Raw genomic sequence first — 17,990 nt, forward strand, 5'->3', positions numbered from 1 at the left:
CTTACTTAGTACATAGAGTGGGTGTTGCTTTCGATATGTTCTTTAGTGATACGACCGAACATTTTCCAGTAACACCAGATGGTGTAAGCCAGAACAATCGGAACGAACACGCAAGCAACGTAAGTCATTAAGTTCAGCGTCATATGGCTGGAGGTTGCATCCCACATGGTCAGGCTAGCATTCAGCATGGTGCTGGACGGCATGACGAATGGGAACATGGCAATACCCGCCGTCAGGATGATGCACGCCAGCGTCAGTGAAGAGAACACGAACGCCAGAGCACCTTTCTCCAGACGAGACGTCAGCACGGTCAGCAGGGGCAGCAGTACACCCAGAGCCGGGATCGCCCACAGCGCAGGGGTATTGTTGAAGTTCACCAGCCAGGCACCAGCCTGACGCGCCACTTCTTTGGTCAGCGGGTTAGACGGTGCCGAGTGGTTAATCGCGGACGTCACCACGTAACCATCAATACCGTACACCACCCACACGCCTGCCAGAGCAAAGCAAACCAGCGTCACCAGTGCCGCAACCTGAGCAGTAGCACGAGAGCGCAGGTGCAGTTCACCGACGGTACGCATCTGCAGGTAGGTTGCGCCCTGAGTGATGATCATCGCCACGCTCACCACACCGGCCAGCAGACCAAATGGATTCAGCAGCTGGAAGAAGTTACCGGTGTAGTAAAGACGCATGTATTCGTCGAGGTGGAACGGTACGCCCTGCAGCAGGTTACCGAACGCCACGCCAATCACCAGCGGTGGAACGAAGCTACCGATGAAGATGCCCCAGTCCCACATGTTGCGCCAGCGGGTGTCTTCAATCTTGGAACGGTAGTCGAAACCGACCGGACGGAAGAATAAAGAGGCCAGCACCAGAATCATCGCCACGTAGAAGCCGGAGAACGCAGCCGCGTAGACCATCGGCCAGGCAGCAAACAGCGCGCCGCCTGCGGTGATCAGCCACACCTGGTTACCGTCCCAGTGAGGGGCGATAGAGTTAATCATGATTCGACGCTCGGTGTCATTGCGACCGAGGAAACGGGTGAGCATCCCCACCCCCATGTCGAAACCATCCGTGACGGCGAAACCGATCAGCAGAACGCCAACCAGCAGCCACCAGATAAAACGCAATACTTCATAATCGATCATTTGATGACTCCTGTCTTAGCGTGCCGGCTGAGTAGTCACAGTGGACTGCTCGTAGTGATAGCGACCGGTTTTCAGGCTGCTTGGGCCAAGGCGCGCGAACTTGAACATCAGGAACAGTTCAGCCACCAGGAACAGGGTGTACAGACCGCAGATCAGCAGCATAGAGAAGATCAGATCGCCTGCCGTCAGGGAGGAGTTCGCTACCGCCGTTGGCAGCACCTCACCAATCGCCCATGGCTGACGGCCGTATTCTGCGACAAACCAGCCGGACTCAATCGCGATCCATGGCAGTGGAATACCGTACAGCGCGGTACGCAGCAGCCATTTTTTCTCGCCGATGCGGTTGCGAATCACGGACCAGAAGGACGCCGCAATGATCAGCAGCATGATGATGCCGCAGCCCACCATGATACGGAATGCGAAGTACAGTGGCGCAACGCGTGGAATCGAGTCTTTGGTCGCCATCTGAATCTGTGCTTCCGTCGCATCTGAAACGTTCGGGGTATAGCGTTTCAGCAGCAGACCGTAACCCAGATCTTTCTTCACGTTGTTGAACTGGTCGCGAACAGCCTGGTCGGTAGAACCGGCACGCAGCTGTTCCAGCAGCGAGTAGGCCTTCATACCGTTACGGATACGCTCTTCGTGCTGAACCATCAGCTCTTTCAGACCCGTTACCTGCTTATCGACAGAACGGGTTGCAATGATACCCAGCGCGTAAGGGATCTGAATGGCGAAGCGGTTTTCCTGCGCGTCCTGATCGGGAATACCGAACAGCGTAAAGGCAGCAGGCGCCGGCTGGGTTTCCCATTCGGCTTCGATAGCGGCCAGTTTGGTTTTCTGCACGTCACCCATTTCGTAACCGGATTCATCACCCAGAACGATAACGGAGAGGATTGCAGCCATACCGAAGCTTGCAGCGATAGCAAAAGAGCGCTTGGCAAACGCGAAGTCACGACCGCGCAGCATATAGTAGGAGCTGATACCCAGCACGAACATCGCGCCGCACACGTAGCCAGATGCCACAGTGTGAACGAATTTAACCTGAGCAACCGGGTTCAGGACCAGCTCGGCAAAGCTGACCATCTCCATGCGCATGGTTTCGAAGTTGAAGTCAGACGCGATCGGGTTCTGCATCCAGCCGTTCGCCACCAGGATCCACAGCGCGGACAGGTTAGAACCTAATGCCACCAGCCAGGTTACGGCCATGTGCTGGACTTTACCCAGACGGTCCCAACCGAAGAAGAACAGACCTACAAAGGTGGATTCGAGGAAGAAGGCCATCAGACCTTCAATGGCCAGCGGCGCACCGAAGATATCCCCTACATAGTGGGAATAGTAAGACCAGTTAGTCCCGAACTGGAACTCCATGGTCAAACCGGTTGCCACGCCCAGCGCAAAGTTGATACCAAACAACTTGCCCCAGAACTTGGTCATATCTTTATAAATCTGTTTGCCGGAGAGGACGTAAACCGTTTCCATGATGGCCAGCAGGAACGCCATACCGAGCGTCAGTGGCACAAACAGAAAGTGGTACATCGCGGTCAAGGCAAACTGTAAGCGCGACAGTTCGACTACGTCTAACATTATGACTCCTTGCTCATCGCATGAAGACTCCGAGAGTGAACCCCGTCAGAGAGAGATCCACACGCATGCCCCAATACAAATTATTCGCATCCTGGTCGTCGTTATTACCCTGGAGAAGGATAAAAACGATAACGATAGGTTACAAATAGGTTAATAAAAAACTCAAATTGATCCCGCAAATATAATACGCTGCAAAACCCTTACAATAAACAGGTTTTTATTGAATCACATTTACGTTTTTCGACGACGATCAACTTATAGCAAAATCACCACATTTCGGCCATTTTGATCGGGAACAATTTAGCGCTTTTCTACTCATTTTTCCAAGAATTAAACATTGATTTAAATCAAAAAAGACCGGTAATGTTAACAAAGTTTAAGTGTGGTGATTTTGGTGAAATCCATGTTAAATACATGTATATACAAAAGTTGTGCAGGTTATCAAAGATGATGCAAATTTAGTTAAAAGTGATTTACCTTAACTACGCGCTCAATATCACCTCATCGCACCCTCTACATTAAAAAACCATCCTGTCGCCCCTCGCACAGATCTCCCTCCCCTCGCGGCCCCCCCTGTTCACGAGCTGTAAGCCAGCCAAAGAGGAACATTTTTTCCGTGTTTCACTACCCTTACTGCGAATCGTCTGCTTCCTTCAAGCAATGGGGCAGAAAGGGGCTGATGCTATTATTAGCTTCAAAAAAAAATTGCAGCAAAAAAGCGTGCCGGGCAGGTGAGTGAATTATTTACCCTTCGAATGATTGCGGTGTAATTAGCAGCTTGAGAATAAAAATAACACTATATCAATTAATTTAAATTATATATTTGCACAAATTAACCACAAAACCACGCTTTCCTGCGATTAATAAAAAAACAAAATCATATATTAAGAATTTATTTAGGCCAGCTTATCTTGTGAGAGCATTTCATTACTGAAATAATTATTTTTTAAATTTTTACCCACTCAAAGAGTTATTACCATATGAAATACCTACCTCTGCTCGGTGCTTTATTAATAAGCACGACCGCATTTGCGCATAATGACGATGCCTATAGTCACGATGCGGCAATTATGGATTATACCCAGACCGACTGGATGGCCCGCCTCCCTGGCAACCTTACCCTTTCACGATTGAGTATCCCAGGCACGCATGATTCAGGCTCACGCTACGGTGGAGATGCCATCGCCAACCAGGTCATGACCATTCCTCAGCAGCTTAACGCGGGGATCCGCTATCTGGATATTCGGGTGCGGCACATCGATGATGCTTTTGCTATTCATCACGGCGTGAAATATCAAAATCTTAACTTTGATGACGTAATGAAGTCGGTGACGGCCTTCCTGCAACAGCATCGCGGCGAAACCATGGTGATGCGACTTCGCGAAGAGTATTCCCCGTCGAATAACACCCGAAGCATCAGCGAAACCATGGATAGCTATATTTCGACGTATCAAAATACGTTCCTGTCGGATTATGGTTACCTTCACGACCCTACGCTTAATCAGGTTCGCGGAAAAGTCTTTATTATTTGGGACAATTTTGAAAGCACCGGCAGTACCCCCGTTGCATCCCGCCGTTTAAATAGTATCGAAATGCAGGATGCCTGGTCCGTAAGTTCAAACTGGGATCTCTACGGTAAATGGGAAAAGGTTAAAAAGTTTATTAATGATAATCAAAATTACGGTGATATCTCGATTAACTATCTGAGCGCGGCGGGGGGATCTTTTCCCTATTTTGTTGCCAGCGGCCACTCCAGCGCAGGCACATCGGCACCGCGCCTCTCAACGGGCCTGACCACGCCGGGATGGAAATATAAGTACCCTGATTTCCCACGGGTTAGCTGTTTTATCCGCATCTGTACGATCGCGTTTGAAGGCACCAACACGCTGACCCGCAACTATCTGAACAATAATTATGTTGAGCGCACAGGGATCATCGCCGCCGATTTCCCGGGCAAAGGGTTAATTCGCGCCATCATCAATAAAAACAACTTCTAAAAAAAGGCCGCTTTTCAGCGGCCAACCATGTCGAAACGACATATTTTATGATGTCGATGAAGTTAGAGCCAGGGATCGGGTCACAGCCGATGCCCACACAGGTGGATTGGCCGATGAATGTGGTCCGGCATGATGCCGATTTTGCATTCGCCAGGGGTGATAACGCCTGGGCAGTTCGGGCCGATCATGTGCACGCCTGCTTCATCCAGCTTCACCTTCACGGTCAGCATATCCAGGATGCGATTGGTTATCGAAGACGAAAAAAATATAAACAGAAGTGATTTTAATTAACGCGAGAGAAAAACGCCCTGCCGAAGCGAGACAAGCAATAAGCGTAGTCGGGCCAGTTTATTTTTCCATTCTGTTTTTGCAACCCTTAGAAATTACATTTGATTTACTTTTATTATCCCGGAAGTTAACACCGAAGCATGACTATTTAATGATAAAAGGCCGCAAACTCTGCGGCCTTTTGATCGTGTCAGCGTTTTTCAGGCAAGAAGAATGCTGAAGGTTCGTGACTGTCCCGGTCTGAATGCCCCGACGATGCCCTCTTCTTCACGATTGTCTATTATCCGTTCATTCATGTCCGTTTCGCAGCACCGTTTCACGGTCGGATCCACGGATAACGTCGCGTCACATGCGCTGGACTCAGAAGGGTTGAACAGACGAAGAATGAGCTCGTCTCGATCTTCAGCCTTTTTGAGCGTACTGAGCACGCATCCCGTTGGCGAAAGCGCCAGCAGACTGTAACTTTCCGGCGTGGTAAACGACGAGCGATTGAGCTTCATCGCGTCCCAGGGAATTTTGTTATAGCACTGCACCGGTGTTAACCACGATTTAGCCTGCTGCGCGACGCCCGCGTTTTCCGGCGTTCCACTGAAGCTGAAGAGGCTAAAGCGACAGCTTAACGAACCGCGCACCTGGGAGTCAGGAACAGGCATTTTGATTCCTGAAGGTCTACCGGGGCGCAACAGCAAATCTTCTTTGCCGAGTAACCCCACGCCGCGAAGCAGGGTCAGGGCAAAGGCTTTTTTATCCTCGCCTACTACTTCAAACTCGCGTAGTCCTTCGGTGAACAGCGCAAGCCCGTTTCGTTTTTCCTGCAGGACGGCATAGTTGAGTAAGTTCCAGACCGGAACCGGCGCTTCTTTCCACCCCTCCTCCTGCCAGTTTTCCATCGCCGCGTCCTGCACCGGACGAGTGAGAGTGCCAAACTGCGTATCCGCTAACACGCCCTGGGTTGTAAACGGCGTTGGGATCAGCACGCGAACGCGGTGGTCGTCAGCCTGATTATCCAGACGCACTGCCACATCAATACGTCTGCTGTGGTGGCTAAGCGTGATTTCAAACTCAGCGCCGAGAGACCCGTTTCGCTGACCCGCCGCGCGTTCGGCCAGATTAGATGGTACCGCGATCTGATGGCGAATCACCGCCCTGCTCTGCCAGCCTTCGTGTATAACCTCGACCTGATGCTCGCCCTGTGCAGAAGTGAGTCTCCACTCTTCCCGCGAAGGCGAGTAGTCGTACTCATCGCCATCATCCGAACTCTCTTCGATTTCCAGCACGCGGTCATAAATCAGCCCGGTTTCTTTGTCGCGCAGGCGCAGCGTACCGTCGTTATTTATATCAATCTGCCAGAAGGCGTTTTCGAGCAAGGATTCGGTGTTTTTCACCGGCGAGAGCACCTTCCCGGCCACGTTTGGTTCGATAAACAGCGTACGGTAGCCCATCGACGGCAGTATCTGGCTGAGCTGAATATCAAACTCCATAAACGGTTCGTAATTACCGTAATGGACAATCTGCCGGTCAATGAGACCAGGGTCGAGCTCGCGCGCGCTGCGAATGAAATACGGGATCTCGTTGCCTTTATCATCCCGCAGACGGAACTGGCTGGCGCGCAGTCGAATCGTGGTGTTCATCACCTCTTCACGCGGCCAGGGCATCAGATTGAACATCACCAGCTTGTCGGCGTCGCTTTGCGGCATGTTGTCGACAATCTTGCGCATATAGAAACGCACCAGGTTGTCCGCCATGTCCTCAGCCAGCTCAAAGCGGGAGACAATCTCGCGGTGCACCTTGTCGCTGCAGCAGCAGCCGATGCTGTCGTGAGCGTGGTTTTTGAGGATCTCTTTCCACATCTTCTCCAGCAGGCCGTGGTGGTAATCGAAGCCCAGCGTCCAGGCAAGCGTCGCCAGCGGTTCGAGAATATTGACAATTTTGTTCTCGATACGCGCATGGGCGATTTTAATATCCATGCGCGTGGAGCCGATTGTCCGGTGAACGCGCATATATTTCCCGTCGATAAACTCCCCTTTCAGGGTCGCCAGCTCATCGCGGCGCGCCTCGATATGGTCAAACACCTCCTCAAAACGGCTCATCACAAATTGACGCTGGGGATAGATTTCACGCAGCTTATCCATCACCGTAAAAATGTTCTGCTGCAGCGGCATTTGATCGTGGCCGTTGGGCAGCAAAATCTCTTTGGTGACGGAGGCCCTTTCCAGAACGTCGAAATAGCTATCGAGCCGTTTTCGCAGCCCGGCTTCGTCCTCCGGTAAGTACTTACCAATCGCGTAGCCCAGCGGCAGCACCTGAGCCGTAACTTCGCTGCCGTCCTGGCTCTGCCAGAGAAACTCGGTTTTATCGGTCCCGTGTCGTTCAGAACAGCCGCGCCAGAACATGGTGCGGGTAATGCCAAATCCGTTATAGATATGCGGAAGCTGGCCGGACATACCAAACGAATCCGGCAGATAACCTATCTTCATCGGCTCGCCGAACGCCATACAGTCCCGGATACCGTACATCAGGTTGCGGACAATCGACTCGCCGCTGACAATAGTGGTATCGGTCTGGGTATACCAGGGGCCAATAATGAGCTTTCCGCGCTCGACTAGCGCCTTCACGCGTGCCCGGTTTTCGGGCACGACGGCAAAATAATCCTCCAGCACCGCCGTCTGACCATCGAGGACGTAATATTTATATTCATCGTCCTGCTCCAGACGGGTCAGGATCTCTTCCATATTATTGACCAGAAGAATACGTGACTCTTCAGTGGTGAAGTACCACTCACGGTCCCAGTGCATATGCGGCGTGATATGAACGCGAGATACAGCTTTCATCTTCGTTTCCTGTTTTGTGAGTTTTTACGGTATGGCGTCTTCAATGACGTATTTGCCCTTTTTTACCGCCTGGCGTCGCCAGAGCAGCAGAATAAAGGTGGAGATAGCGGTACCCACCAGCGCCGCGCCAAACCAGCCCGCCGCCGCAACCACACCGCTCAGCCCTGCATCGTGAAGTAAAAAGAGAGAGAAAATACCGGCCCCCGGCGTGGACAGCCCGATCCCCATCGCGCCGACAATCGCGCCTGTTACCATGGAGCCGAGCACAAAAGAACCAATGACGCGAAGCGGATCTTCAATCGCCATCGGAATCGCCCCTTCGGTGATGCCCGCGAGGCCGAGCAGCCAGGTGGATTTACCGGTTTCAATTTCAAACGGTTTGAACAGTTTCGGTGCCAGTAACGTTGACGCCGTGACGGTGAAGGCCGACACCATTTTGACGGAGGCAAAGATCGCATAGGGACCGTATACCCCGTTAGCCATCGCTCCCAGACAGAACGCGTAAGAGGCCTTGTTGACCGGGCCACCCAAATCGAATGAGCACATAAAGCCGAGGATCGCCCCCAGAAGCAGCGCATTCGCGCCGGATAAACCGTTAAGCCAGGCGGTGAGCGTAGTATTAAGCCAGGCCACCGGCTCACCGATCACAAACAGCATCAGGCTGCCCGCACCCAGTACGCCAATAACCGGATAGAGATAAAAGGTTAAAAAACCGTTGAAGCGGCTACTCAGGCGAATGTGATTTTTCACCCAGCGCATCAGGTAACCCGCGATCAGCCCTCCGACGATAGCGCCCAGAAAACCGGAACCGATCATATTGGCTGCAAGCCCGGCCGCAAAGCCCGGCGTCAGCGCGGGTTTATCCGCCAGCGAGTAAGCTGTATAGGCCGCCAGAACGGGTACCATCAGAATGCCGAGCATGCCGCCGCCAAGCTTGCGGTACATCCACAGCCACGAGTTTTCCTGGTCGAACAGGTGCTGCAGGCCCAGAATTTGTGCCAGCAGTACCGACACGGCCAGCACCGTCCCGCCGGCGACGATCAGCGGCACCGCAAAGGAGATACCGCTAAGAAGCGCCTGCTTGAGTTCAGTTTTAACGCTCTTTTTCGTTTCGGGATCGCCATGCACTTGACGTGCATCGGTTGAGGGCTGGAGTGCCAGCGCGCGTTCAATGAGAGCTTCAGCATGGCGCAGAGGTTCCGCAACGGGCACTGAAATGGCGGGGATCCCCTGAAAACGTTCGCTCTCCTTGATCGCCACCTCCGCCGCAAAGATGCAGGCTTTGGCCTCCTGCAGCTGCTGCGCGGTGATGCGTCCCTCAATGCCGTTCGCCCCCTGCTTTTCGACCACTACGTTGACGCCCAGTTTGCGTCCCGCTTTTTCCAGATACTCCGCAGCCATGTAGGTATGGGCGATTCCAGCCGGACAGGCGGTAACGCAGACGATTGTCGGGGCATTTACCGCGACATCGTCCTCTTCCGCATCAGGAGCAGCTTCCAGCGCAGCAAGAACTTCTTCCGCCGTGGAGGCCGCCATCACCCGTGCCCTGAGATCGTCATCCGCCAGGCGAGACGTTAGCTCCGTTAGCACCTGAATATGCGTCGAACCGGCTTGTGCAGGCGGAATAGCGAGCAGAAAAATCAGCTCAACCTTTTCCGGCCCATCAACGCCTTCCCACTCCAGCGGTTCGCTCAGGGTTGCCACGGCAAAAGCCGCTTCCTTCACGGCTGCTGATTTACCGTGAGGCACGGCCAGTCCTTCTCCCAGCGCCGTCGGGCCAAGCGATTCACGCTGGAAAACTTCCGCCAGAAAGGCATCGGCGTCCGCTATTTTGCCCAGCGTAACCAGCCGCGCTGCAAGCTGACGGATTGCCTCATCACGGCCAGTAAACTGCGCCTGAACGCAGACAGCACGCGGATCGGTCAGAGTCGTCAGGTTCATAAAGATCCTCACCTATAAAAAGTTATTGTCTGGGAAGGATTCTGGCAGACTTAATAATACATTTATGTGATCATTTTCACTAACCATCAAATTTGTATTTGAGTTGTATTATTTACAAATTATTAGTTGAATGCATAATGCCCTAAAAAGGTATTAAGCAGGCGCGATGAAATGGGCAATAAACCAATGTACCGGCAGATAGCCGATACGTTCCGCGAGAAAATTAATACCGGGGAATTAAAACCCGGGGACGCACTCCCGACGGAGTCCAGCCTGCAGGAGGCTTTTAGCGTCAGCCGTGTCACCGTACGGCAGGCTCTTAAACTGCTCGCCGATGAGCAGATCGTCGAAAGCATTCAGGGCAGCGGCTCGTATGTAAAAGAGGAGCGGGTTAACTACGATATTTACCAGCTCACCGGATTTTACGAAAAGCTGGCGGACCGAAACGTCGATACGCACAGCGACGTCAGGGTCTTCGAAGTGGTGAAAGCCGATGAGATGCTCGCGGCACGGCTGGCGATCAACCCGGACGATAAAGTCTGGCACGTCAAACGAGTCCGCTTTATCAAGCAAAAACCGGTGAATCTGGAAGAAACATGGATGCCGCTGGCGATGTTCCCCGACCTCACCTGGGAAGTGATGGAGAATTCGAAATACCACTACGTTGAGCAGATCAAAAAGCTGGTTATCGATCGCAGCGAGCAGGAACTGGTGCCGATCATGCCGTCAGAAGAGGCAATTGCCGCGCTGGCGCTCGATCCGGCGAAGCCGATCCTGGAAAAAGTCTCCCGCGGGTTTCTGAAGGACGGACGGGTATTTGAATACAGCCGCAACGTGTTCAATACCGACGATTACAAGTTCACGCTTGTCGCCAAACGCAGGCAATAAAAAAGGCCGCTTTACAGCGGCCAACCATGTCGAAACGGACATTTTTATACTTCAACGCCCCCCTTTCGGGGAGCAGAGAGGAGTTACTTAATGATGGATTTCAGTGCTTCGCCGATATCCGCCAGGCTGCGAACGGTCTTCACGCCTGCGGCTTCCAGCGCTGCGAATTTCTCATCAGCCGTACCTTTACCACCGGCGATGATCGCACCTGCGTGACCCATACGCTTGCCTTTCGGCGCGGTCACACCCGCGATGTAGCCCACAACTGGCTTGGTCACGTGTTCTTTGATGTAAGCAGCCGCTTCTTCTTCCGCGCTTCCGCCGATCTCACCGATCATCACGATCGCTTCGGTCTGCGGATCTTCCTGGAACAGCTTCAGGATATCGATGAAGTTAGAGCCCGGGATCGGGTCACCGCCGATGCCCACGCAGGTGGACTGGCCGAAGCCGTAATCGGTGGTCTGCTTAACTGCTTCATAGGTCAGGGTACCGGAACGGGACACGATGCCCACTTTGCCCGGTTTGTGAATGTGGCCCGGCATGATGCCGATTTTGCATTCGCCCGGGGTGATAACGCCAGGGCAGTTCGGGCCGATCATGCGCACGCCTGCTTCGTCCAGCTTCACCTTCACGGTCAGCATATCCAGCGTCGGGATGCCTTCGGTGATGGTGATGATCAGTTTAATGCCTGCGTCGATCGCTTCCAGAATGGAGTCTTTGCAGAACGGAGCCGGAACGTAGATCACGGTCGCGGTTGCGCCCGTCGCTTCTACCGCTTCACGCACGGTGTTGAACACAGGCAGGCCCAGGTGGGTGGTACCGCCTTTACCTGGCGTTACGCCGCCAACCATCTGCGTACCATAGGCAATCGCCTGTTCGGAGTGGAAAGTCCCCTGGCTACCGGTGAAGCCCTGGCAGATAACCTTGGTATCTTTATTAATTAAAACGGACATTATTTCCCCTCCACTGCGGCAACAACCTGCTGAGCTGCATCCGTCAGACTTTTCGCTGCAATAATATTCAGGCCGCTGTCAGCCAGTTTTTTCGCGCCGAGTTCAGCGTTGTTACCTTCCAGACGCACAACAACCGGAACGTTAACGCCCACTTCTTCTACCGCACCGATGATACCGTCTGCGATCAGGTCGCAACGGACGATACCGCCGAAGATGTTCACCAGAACAGCCTTCACGTTGTCGTCGGAGAGAATGATTTTAAACGCTTCGGTTACGCGCTCTTTGGTTGCGCCACCGCCCACGTCGAGGAAGTTTGCTGGCTCACCGCCGTGCAGCTTAACGATGTCCATGGTGCCCATTGCCAGGCCCGCACCGTTAACCATGCAGCCGATGTTACCATCCAGCGCTACGTAGTTCAGTTCCCACTGTGCCGCCTGCGCTTCACGTGGATCTTCCTGAGACTGATCGCGCATTTCGCGCAGATCCGGCTGGCGGAACAGCGCGTTGCCGTCAGCGCCCAGCTTGCCGTCGAGGCAGATCAGATCGCCCTGGGTGGTGATCACCAGCGGGTTGATCTCGATCAGCGCCAGGTCGCGCTCCAGGAAGATGGTCGCCAGACCCATGAAGATCTTGGTGAACTGCTGAACCAGCTTGCCTTCCAGGCCCAGTTTGAACGCCAGCTCGCGACCCTGGTAAGGCATTGGGCCCGCCAGTGGATCGATTGCCACTTTGTGGATCAGATGCGGCGTTTCTTCCGCCACTTTTTCGATTTCCACGCCACCTTCGGTAGACGCCATGAACACCACGCGACGGGAGCTACGGTCAACAACCGCGCCCAGGTACAGTTCTTTCGCGATATCGGTCGCCGCTTCCACCAGGATCTGGTTGACCGGCTGGCCGTTCGCATCTGTCTGGTAGGTCACCAGACGCTTGCCGAGCCAATGTTCAGCAAACGCACGAATCTCTTCTTTGCTCTTAACAACCTTCACACCGCCCGCTTTACCACGGCCACCAGCGTGAACCTGACATTTAACTACCCACGGGCCGGAACCGATTTTAGATGCGGCTTCTTCTGCTTCACGCGGGGTAGTACAGGCATAACCCACCGGAGCCGGTAAGCCATACCGGGCAAACAGCTGTTTGGCCTGATATTCATGTAAGTTCATGTGTTCTATCCATCCTTCAGGTAATCGTTAGGTCGTGCTTTTATTGGCCCGGCAGCCATACGCCGCCGGGCAAGACTGCAAAACTAGACGTCCAGCAGCAGGCGCGTTGGATCTTCCAGCAGCTCTTTAATCGCCACCAGGAAGCCTACGGACTCGCGGCCGTCGATCAGGCGGTGATCGTAAGAGAGCGCCAGGTACATCATCGGCAGGATCTCAACCTTACCGTCTACCGCCATAGGACGATCTTTAATAGCGTGCATACCCAGGATCGCGCTCTGCGGCGGGTTAATGATCGGGGTAGACATCAGCGAGCCGAATACGCCGCCGTTGGTAATGGTGAAGTTACCGCCGGTCAGGTCGTCTACGGTCAGCTTGCCGTCGCGGCCTTTAACAGCCAGCTCTTTAATGTTTTTCTCGATATCAGCCATACCCAGGGTATCCACATCACGCAGAACCGGCGTTACCAGGCCACGTGGAGTAGAAACCGCCATGCTGACGTCGAAATAGTTGTGGTAAACCACGTCATCGCCATCGATAGACGCGTTCACTTCCGGGTAGCGTTTCAGCGCTTCAACCACCGCCTTCACGTAGAAGGACATAAAGCCCAGACGGATACCGTGACGTTTTTCAAAGGCGTCACCGTACTGCTTACGTAGGTCCATGATTGGCTTCATGTTCACTTCGTTGAAGGTGGTCAACATCGCGGTGGAGTTTTTCGCTTCCAGCAGACGCTCGGCCACGCGCTTGCGCAGGCGGGTCATTGGCACGCGTTTTTCGCTACGTGCGCCCAGAGCAGGCTGTGCTGCTGGTGCTGCCGCAGGGGCTTTCGCTTCTGCCTGAGCAGGCGCTTTCGCCAGGTGCTTGTCGATATCTTCGCGCGTCAGACGACCGCCCACACCGGTGCCTTTAATAGCTGCCGGGTCAAGGCTGTGTTCCGCCAGCAGGCGACGGATCGCCGGGCTAAGGGCATCGTTAGACTGTTCTTCCAGAGAAGCCTGCTGGCGCTGAGCCGGCGTAGAGGCTTTCTCTTCAGATTTGGCGCTGGACTCTTTGCCCGCGCTGTTGCCTTCACGCAGGCGACCCAGGATCTGACGAGAGGTGACCGTGGTACCTTCATCTTCCAGCACCGCGTCCAGAACGCCATCCGCCGAAGCCGGTACTTCCAGTACCACTTTGTCAGTTTCGATTTCTACCAGCACTTCATCGCGCTTAACGGCATCGCCTGGTTTTTTGTGCCAGGTAGCGACGGTCGCATCTGCTACGGATTCAGGCAGGTCGGGAACAAGAATATCTACGCTACTCATTATGTATCCTTTAATTAATCGACGTTCAGCGCGTCATTGACCAGATCTTGTTGCTGCTTCTGGTGAACGGACATATACCCTACCGCCGGAGAGGCGGAGGCCGGGCGACCTGCATAGCGCAGGGCTGACCCAAATGGAATCACTTCACGGAAATGATGCTGGCTGCAATACCATGCGCCCTGGTTGAGCGGCTCTTCCTGGCACCAGACAAAATCATGTACGTGAGCGTACTGTTTCAGCACTTCCTGCATCGCCTGATGCGGGAACGGATAAAGCTGTTCGATACGCACGATGGCGACATCTTTCTGATCGTTCTTACGGCGCTGTTCCAGCAGGTCGTAATAAACCTTACCAGAACACATCACCACGCGCTTCACGGCCTGCGGATCCAGCTCGTCAATTTCACCGATGGCCGGCAGGAAGGTGCCGTTCGCCAGCTCATCCAGGCTGGACACCGCCAGCGGATGACGCAGCAGGGATTTCGGCGACATCACCACCAGCGGACGACGCATACCGCGCAGCGCCTGACGACGCAGCATGTGGTAGACCTGAGCCGGGGTGGACGGCACGCAGACCTGCATGTTCTGCTCGGCGCAGAGCTGCAGATAACGTTCCAGACGCGCGGAGGAGTGTTCCGGACCCTGACCTTCATAGCCGTGCGGCAGCAGCATCACCAGGCCACACATGCGGCCCCACTTCTGCTCGCCGGAGGAGATGAACTGGTCGATAACCACCTGCGCACCGTTGGCGAAGTCACCGAACTGCGCTTCCCAGATGGTCAGGGTGCGCGGTTCTGCCGTGGCGTAACCGTACTCGAAAGCCAGTACCGCTTCTTCAGACAGCACGGAGTCCCAGACCTTGAACTGGCCCTGACCGTTGTGCACGTGCTGCAGCGGGGTGTAGGTTGAACCGTTAGACTGGTTGTGAACCACCGCATGACGGTGGAAGAAGGTGCCGCGGCCCGCATCTTCACCGGACAGACGAACAGGAATGCCTTCGTCAACCAGCGTCGCGTAAGCCAGCGTTTCCGCGCCGCCCCAGTCAAACAGCTTCTCGCCTGCCGCCATGGACTGACGGTCAGCGTAAATTTTCGCTACGCGAGACTGCATCTCGATAGCGTCCGGCACGGTGCTGATGCGTTTAGCCAGCTCCTGCAGGCGCTTCATCTCCACCTTGTTCGGGTAGCTCTCATCCCACTCGTGGTTGAGGTACGGAGACCAGGTAAAGGAGTGCATGTTCATCGGGCGCAGCTCTTTCACTACGCATTCACCCGCGTCCAGCGCGTCGCGGTAGAGGTTAACCATTTCGGTCGCATCTTCCAGCGTCGCCACTTTGTCGCTTTCCAGCTTGTCAGCATAGATTTTGCGTGGGGTCGGGTGTTTTTTGATTTTCTGGTACATCAGCGGCTGGGTTGCACTTGGCTCATCCGCTTCGTTGTGGCCGTGACGGCGGTAGCAGAAGAGGTCAATGAACACATCGCGTTTGAAGGTATTACGGAAGTCCAGCGCCAGGCGGGTAACGAAAGCAACGGCTTCCGGGTCATCCGCGTTAACGTGGAAGATGGGTGCCTGTACCATCTTACCGATGTCGGTGCAGTACGGGGTAGAACGCGCATCCAGCGGGTTAGAAGTAGTAAAGCCCACCTGGTTATTGATCACGATGCGAACGGTACCGCCCACTTCGTAACCACGCGCTTTCGACATGTTCAGGGTTTCCTGAACCACGCCCTGCCCTGTTACCGCCGCATCGCCGTGGATGGTGATTGGCAGCACTTTATTGCTGCTCGGCTCGTCCAGACGATCCAGACGCGCGCGTACGGAACCGATAACCACCGGGCTGACGATTTCCAGGTGCGACGGGTTAAACGCCAGCGCCAGGTGAACCAGACCGCCTTCGGTTTCGATATCCGACGAGAAGCCCATGTGGTACTTCACGTCGCCGGTGCCGAGGTGTTCTTTATGTTTGCCCGCGAATTCGTCGAACAGGTCCTGCGGTTTTTTACCCAGCACGTTGACCAGCACGTTCAGACGACCGCGGTGCGCCATGCCGAGCACCACTTCACGGGTGCCGCTCTTGCCTGCGTGGCGAATCAGCTCTTTCAGCATCGGCACCAGCGCGTCTCCGCCTTCCAGCGAGAAGCGTTTTGCGCCCGGGAACTTCGCACCCAGATAGCGCTCAAGCCCTTCCGCTGCGGTCAGTTCACTCAGGAAGCGTTTTTTCTCGTCAGCCGAGAAGGTCGCGTGGCCCGCTACGGATTCGATGCGCTGCTGGATCCAGCGTTTCTCTTCGGTAGAGGTAATGTGCATATATTCCGCGCCGATGGAGCCGCAGTAGGTTTGCTTGAGCGCGTCAATCAGATCGCCCAGCTTCATCGTGTCTTTGCCGATGGCAAAGGAACCTACGTTAAAGCTTTCCTGGAAATCGGCCTCGGTCAGATCGTGATACGCCGGATCGAGATCGGCCACACGGTCTTGTTTCCACAGTCCCAGCGGATCGAGATTCGCATGCTGGTGACCGCGGAAGCGATAAGCGTTGATAAGCTGCAGGACTTTAACCTGCTTCGCATTGGTGTCAGGGTCGGAAATCGCAGAAGAGTAACGTGAGGCATCCTTCGCCAGACGACGGAAATAATCACGTGTTTTGGAATGGAATTGATCCGGTTTGACCCCTGTACCAGGCAACTGCTGGAACATGGAACGCCAGTTTGCGTCCACTGAGTCAGGATCGGTTAAGAAGTCTTCATAGAGCTGTTCTATCCAGCTCTGGTTCGCACCAGAGAGGTAAGAAGAGTCCAGCCAGGCTTTCATTGCGCCGTTCTGCATCGTGATCCCTTAAGCATTTTTATGCTTACTTTCGCCGTAGAAACTACCACGCACACCACGTGTACGTGCCGGGGTTCACCTGCGAGCTCTTATTGGCCCGCGAAGGAACCTTTAGAAACTGTCTAAATAATCTTCGTCGTTCCGGCTGCAACTGCGTTGCGGCTTTCACTCACCCCAGTCACATAGTTAACTATGCTCCAGGGGATTCGTTCAGCCGCGCCTTGTCTCGCGCTGAACGTCTCGATTATTTACTTAACTGGCAGTTTTTAAAGGTTTCTGCAATCTGTTCCCTCTCCCTTAGGGAGAGGGTTAGGGTGAGGGGAACAGCGCTCCCCTCTCACTACTTACGCACTGCGCTGCAGCAGCATCGACTTAATATGGCCGATGGCGCGCGTCGGGTTCAGCCCCTTCGGACACACACTGACGCAGTTCATGATGCTATGGCAGCGGAATACGCTGAAAGCGTCACTCAGTCCTTCCAGACGGCTATCGGTTTCGGTGTCGCGGCTATCGATCAGGAAGCGATAGGCAGCCAGCAGACCGGCCGGGCCGATAAACTTGTCCGGGTTCCACCAGAACGACGGACAGGACGTTGAACAACATGCACAGAGAATACACTCGTACAACCCATCGAGTTTTTCACGCTGCTCGGGAGACTGTAAGTGCTCGCGAGCGGGTGGATTTTGCCCATTATTCAATAAGTAAGGCTTAATCTTCTCATATTGTGCATAGAATTGCCCCATGTCTACCACCAAATCACGCACGACCGGCAGGCCTGGCAGAGGACGGATAACAATTTTCTGACCAGGACGCTGCAACGCTGAAATTGGCGTGATGCAGGCCAGGCCATTTTTGCCGTTCATGTTCACCCCGTCAGAGCCACAAACCCCTTCACGGCAGGAGCGGCGGAACGACAGCGTAGGATCTTTTTCTTTCAGCTGGATTAACGCATCCAGCAGCATCATGTCACGGCCTTCTTCCGCTTCCAGGGTGTAATCCTGCATGCGCGGAGCATCATCAACATCCGGGTTATAACGATAAACTGAGAATTCGAGTTTCATTATCCTGTCT

The 17,990-nt window shown here is 54.2% G+C and carries 11 protein-coding genes and 1 pseudogene; 2 read left to right on the forward strand and 10 right to left on the reverse strand.

What is annotated here, in order from left to right; translation table 11 throughout:
* Positions 1 to 5 precede the first annotated feature (5 nt).
* Positions 6 to 1,145 (reverse strand): cytochrome d ubiquinol oxidase subunit II, encoded by a 1,140-nt coding sequence (cydB, locus tag URZ40_RS09755; protein WP_028012386.1) that lies wholly within the window; start codon positions 1,143 to 1,145, stop codon positions 6 to 8.
* A 15-nt stretch (positions 1,146 to 1,160) separates the two neighbouring features.
* Complete coding sequence (cydA, locus tag URZ40_RS09760; protein WP_116343914.1) at positions 1,161 to 2,729, reverse strand: cytochrome ubiquinol oxidase subunit I; 1,569 nt, start codon at positions 2,727 to 2,729, stop codon at positions 1,161 to 1,163.
* A 980-nt stretch (positions 2,730 to 3,709) separates the two neighbouring features.
* Here cydA and URZ40_RS09765 point away from each other — a divergent pair.
* Positions 3,710 to 4,726, forward strand: coding sequence for a phosphatidylinositol-specific phospholipase C (locus URZ40_RS09765; RefSeq protein WP_320720468.1), 1,017 nt, complete (start codon positions 3,710 to 3,712; stop codon positions 4,724 to 4,726).
* Between the two features lie 43 nt (positions 4,727 to 4,769).
* On the opposite strand, the pseudogene URZ40_RS09770 reads toward URZ40_RS09765, so the two are convergent.
* The 3 genes and pseudogenes from URZ40_RS09770 to mngA form a co-directional block, all read right to left on the reverse strand.
* Positions 4,770 to 4,962: pseudogene (locus URZ40_RS09770) on the reverse strand (succinate--CoA ligase subunit alpha); the annotation flags it as partial.
* Between the two features lie 252 nt (positions 4,963 to 5,214).
* The gene (mngB, locus tag URZ40_RS09775) at positions 5,215 to 7,845 is read right to left on the reverse strand and encodes a mannosylglycerate hydrolase (protein ID WP_320720470.1); all 2,631 of its coding nucleotides are present in this window, start codon (positions 7,843 to 7,845) and stop codon (positions 5,215 to 5,217) included.
* 24 nt (positions 7,846 to 7,869) lie between these two features.
* Entirely contained in the window at positions 7,870 to 9,786 is a 1,917-nt protein-coding gene (mngA, locus tag URZ40_RS09780) for a PTS 2-O-a-mannosyl-D-glycerate transporter subunit IIABC (RefSeq protein WP_320720472.1), read from the reverse strand.
* Positions 9,787 to 9,957: 171 nt separating this feature from the next.
* Between mngA and URZ40_RS09785 the strand changes: the two genes are divergently transcribed.
* On the forward strand, positions 9,958 to 10,674 hold the full coding sequence (locus tag URZ40_RS09785; RefSeq protein ID WP_320720474.1) for a GntR family transcriptional regulator: 717 nt from the start codon (positions 9,958 to 9,960) through the stop codon (positions 10,672 to 10,674).
* 83 nt (positions 10,675 to 10,757) lie between these two features.
* Here URZ40_RS09785 and sucD read toward each other — a convergent pair whose 3' ends face one another.
* From sucD to sdhB, 5 genes are all read right to left on the reverse strand, one after another.
* Complete coding sequence (gene sucD / locus URZ40_RS09790; protein ID WP_008501094.1) at positions 10,758 to 11,627, reverse strand: succinate--CoA ligase subunit alpha; 870 nt, start codon at positions 11,625 to 11,627, stop codon at positions 10,758 to 10,760.
* The gene (sucC, locus tag URZ40_RS09795; RefSeq protein ID WP_006809579.1) at positions 11,627 to 12,793 is read right to left on the reverse strand and encodes an ADP-forming succinate--CoA ligase subunit beta; all 1,167 of its coding nucleotides are present in this window, start codon (positions 12,791 to 12,793) and stop codon (positions 11,627 to 11,629) included. The genes sucD and sucC overlap by 1 nt, the downstream gene beginning before the upstream one ends.
* Before the next feature lie 83 nt (positions 12,794 to 12,876).
* Complete coding sequence (gene odhB, locus URZ40_RS09800; RefSeq protein ID WP_008501093.1) at positions 12,877 to 14,097, reverse strand: 2-oxoglutarate dehydrogenase complex dihydrolipoyllysine-residue succinyltransferase; 1,221 nt, start codon at positions 14,095 to 14,097, stop codon at positions 12,877 to 12,879.
* Between the two features lie 14 nt (positions 14,098 to 14,111).
* Positions 14,112 to 16,919: a 2-oxoglutarate dehydrogenase E1 component gene (sucA, locus tag URZ40_RS09805; protein ID WP_116343910.1), complete on the reverse strand. Its 2,808-nt coding sequence runs from the start codon at positions 16,917 to 16,919 to the stop codon at positions 14,112 to 14,114.
* A 344-nt stretch (positions 16,920 to 17,263) separates the two neighbouring features.
* Complete coding sequence (gene sdhB / locus URZ40_RS09810) at positions 17,264 to 17,980, reverse strand: succinate dehydrogenase iron-sulfur subunit SdhB (protein ID WP_008501090.1); 717 nt, start codon at positions 17,978 to 17,980, stop codon at positions 17,264 to 17,266.
* Positions 17,981 to 17,990: the final 10 nt, after the last annotated feature.

The sequence above is a fragment of the Enterobacter sp. 296B2 genome (assembly GCF_034106185.1).
Taxonomy (GTDB): domain Bacteria; phylum Pseudomonadota; class Gammaproteobacteria; order Enterobacterales; family Enterobacteriaceae; genus Enterobacter; species Enterobacter cloacae_N.

Bases quoted from the DNA above. Each gene is read 5' to 3' on its own strand.
- sucC (WP_006809579.1), bottom strand. From the start codon at position 12,793: ATGAACTTACATGAATATCAGGCCAAACAGCTGTTTGCCCGGTATGGC.
- cydB (WP_028012386.1), bottom strand. From the start codon at position 1,145: ATGATCGATTATGAAGTATTGCGTTTTATCTGGTGGCTGCTGGTTGGC.
- sucD (WP_008501094.1), bottom strand. From the start codon at position 11,627: ATGTCCGTTTTAATTAATAAAGATACCAAGGTTATCTGCCAGGGCTTC.
- sucA (WP_116343910.1), bottom strand. From the start codon at position 16,919: ATGCAGAACGGCGCAATGAAAGCCTGGCTGGACTCTTCTTACCTCTCT.
- cydA (WP_116343914.1), bottom strand. From the start codon at position 2,729: ATGTTAGACGTAGTCGAACTGTCGCGCTTACAGTTTGCCTTGACCGCG.
- URZ40_RS09785 (WP_320720474.1), top strand. From the start codon at position 9,958: ATGGGCAATAAACCAATGTACCGGCAGATAGCCGATACGTTCCGCGAG.
- URZ40_RS09765 (WP_320720468.1), top strand. From the start codon at position 3,710: ATGAAATACCTACCTCTGCTCGGTGCTTTATTAATAAGCACGACCGCA.
- mngA (WP_320720472.1), bottom strand. From the start codon at position 9,786: ATGAACCTGACGACTCTGACCGATCCGCGTGCTGTCTGCGTTCAGGCG.
- odhB (WP_008501093.1), bottom strand. From the start codon at position 14,097: ATGAGTAGCGTAGATATTCTTGTTCCCGACCTGCCTGAATCCGTAGCA.
- sdhB (WP_008501090.1), bottom strand. From the start codon at position 17,980: ATGAAACTCGAATTCTCAGTTTATCGTTATAACCCGGATGTTGATGAT.
- mngB (WP_320720470.1), bottom strand. From the start codon at position 7,845: ATGAAAGCTGTATCTCGCGTTCATATCACGCCGCATATGCACTGGGAC.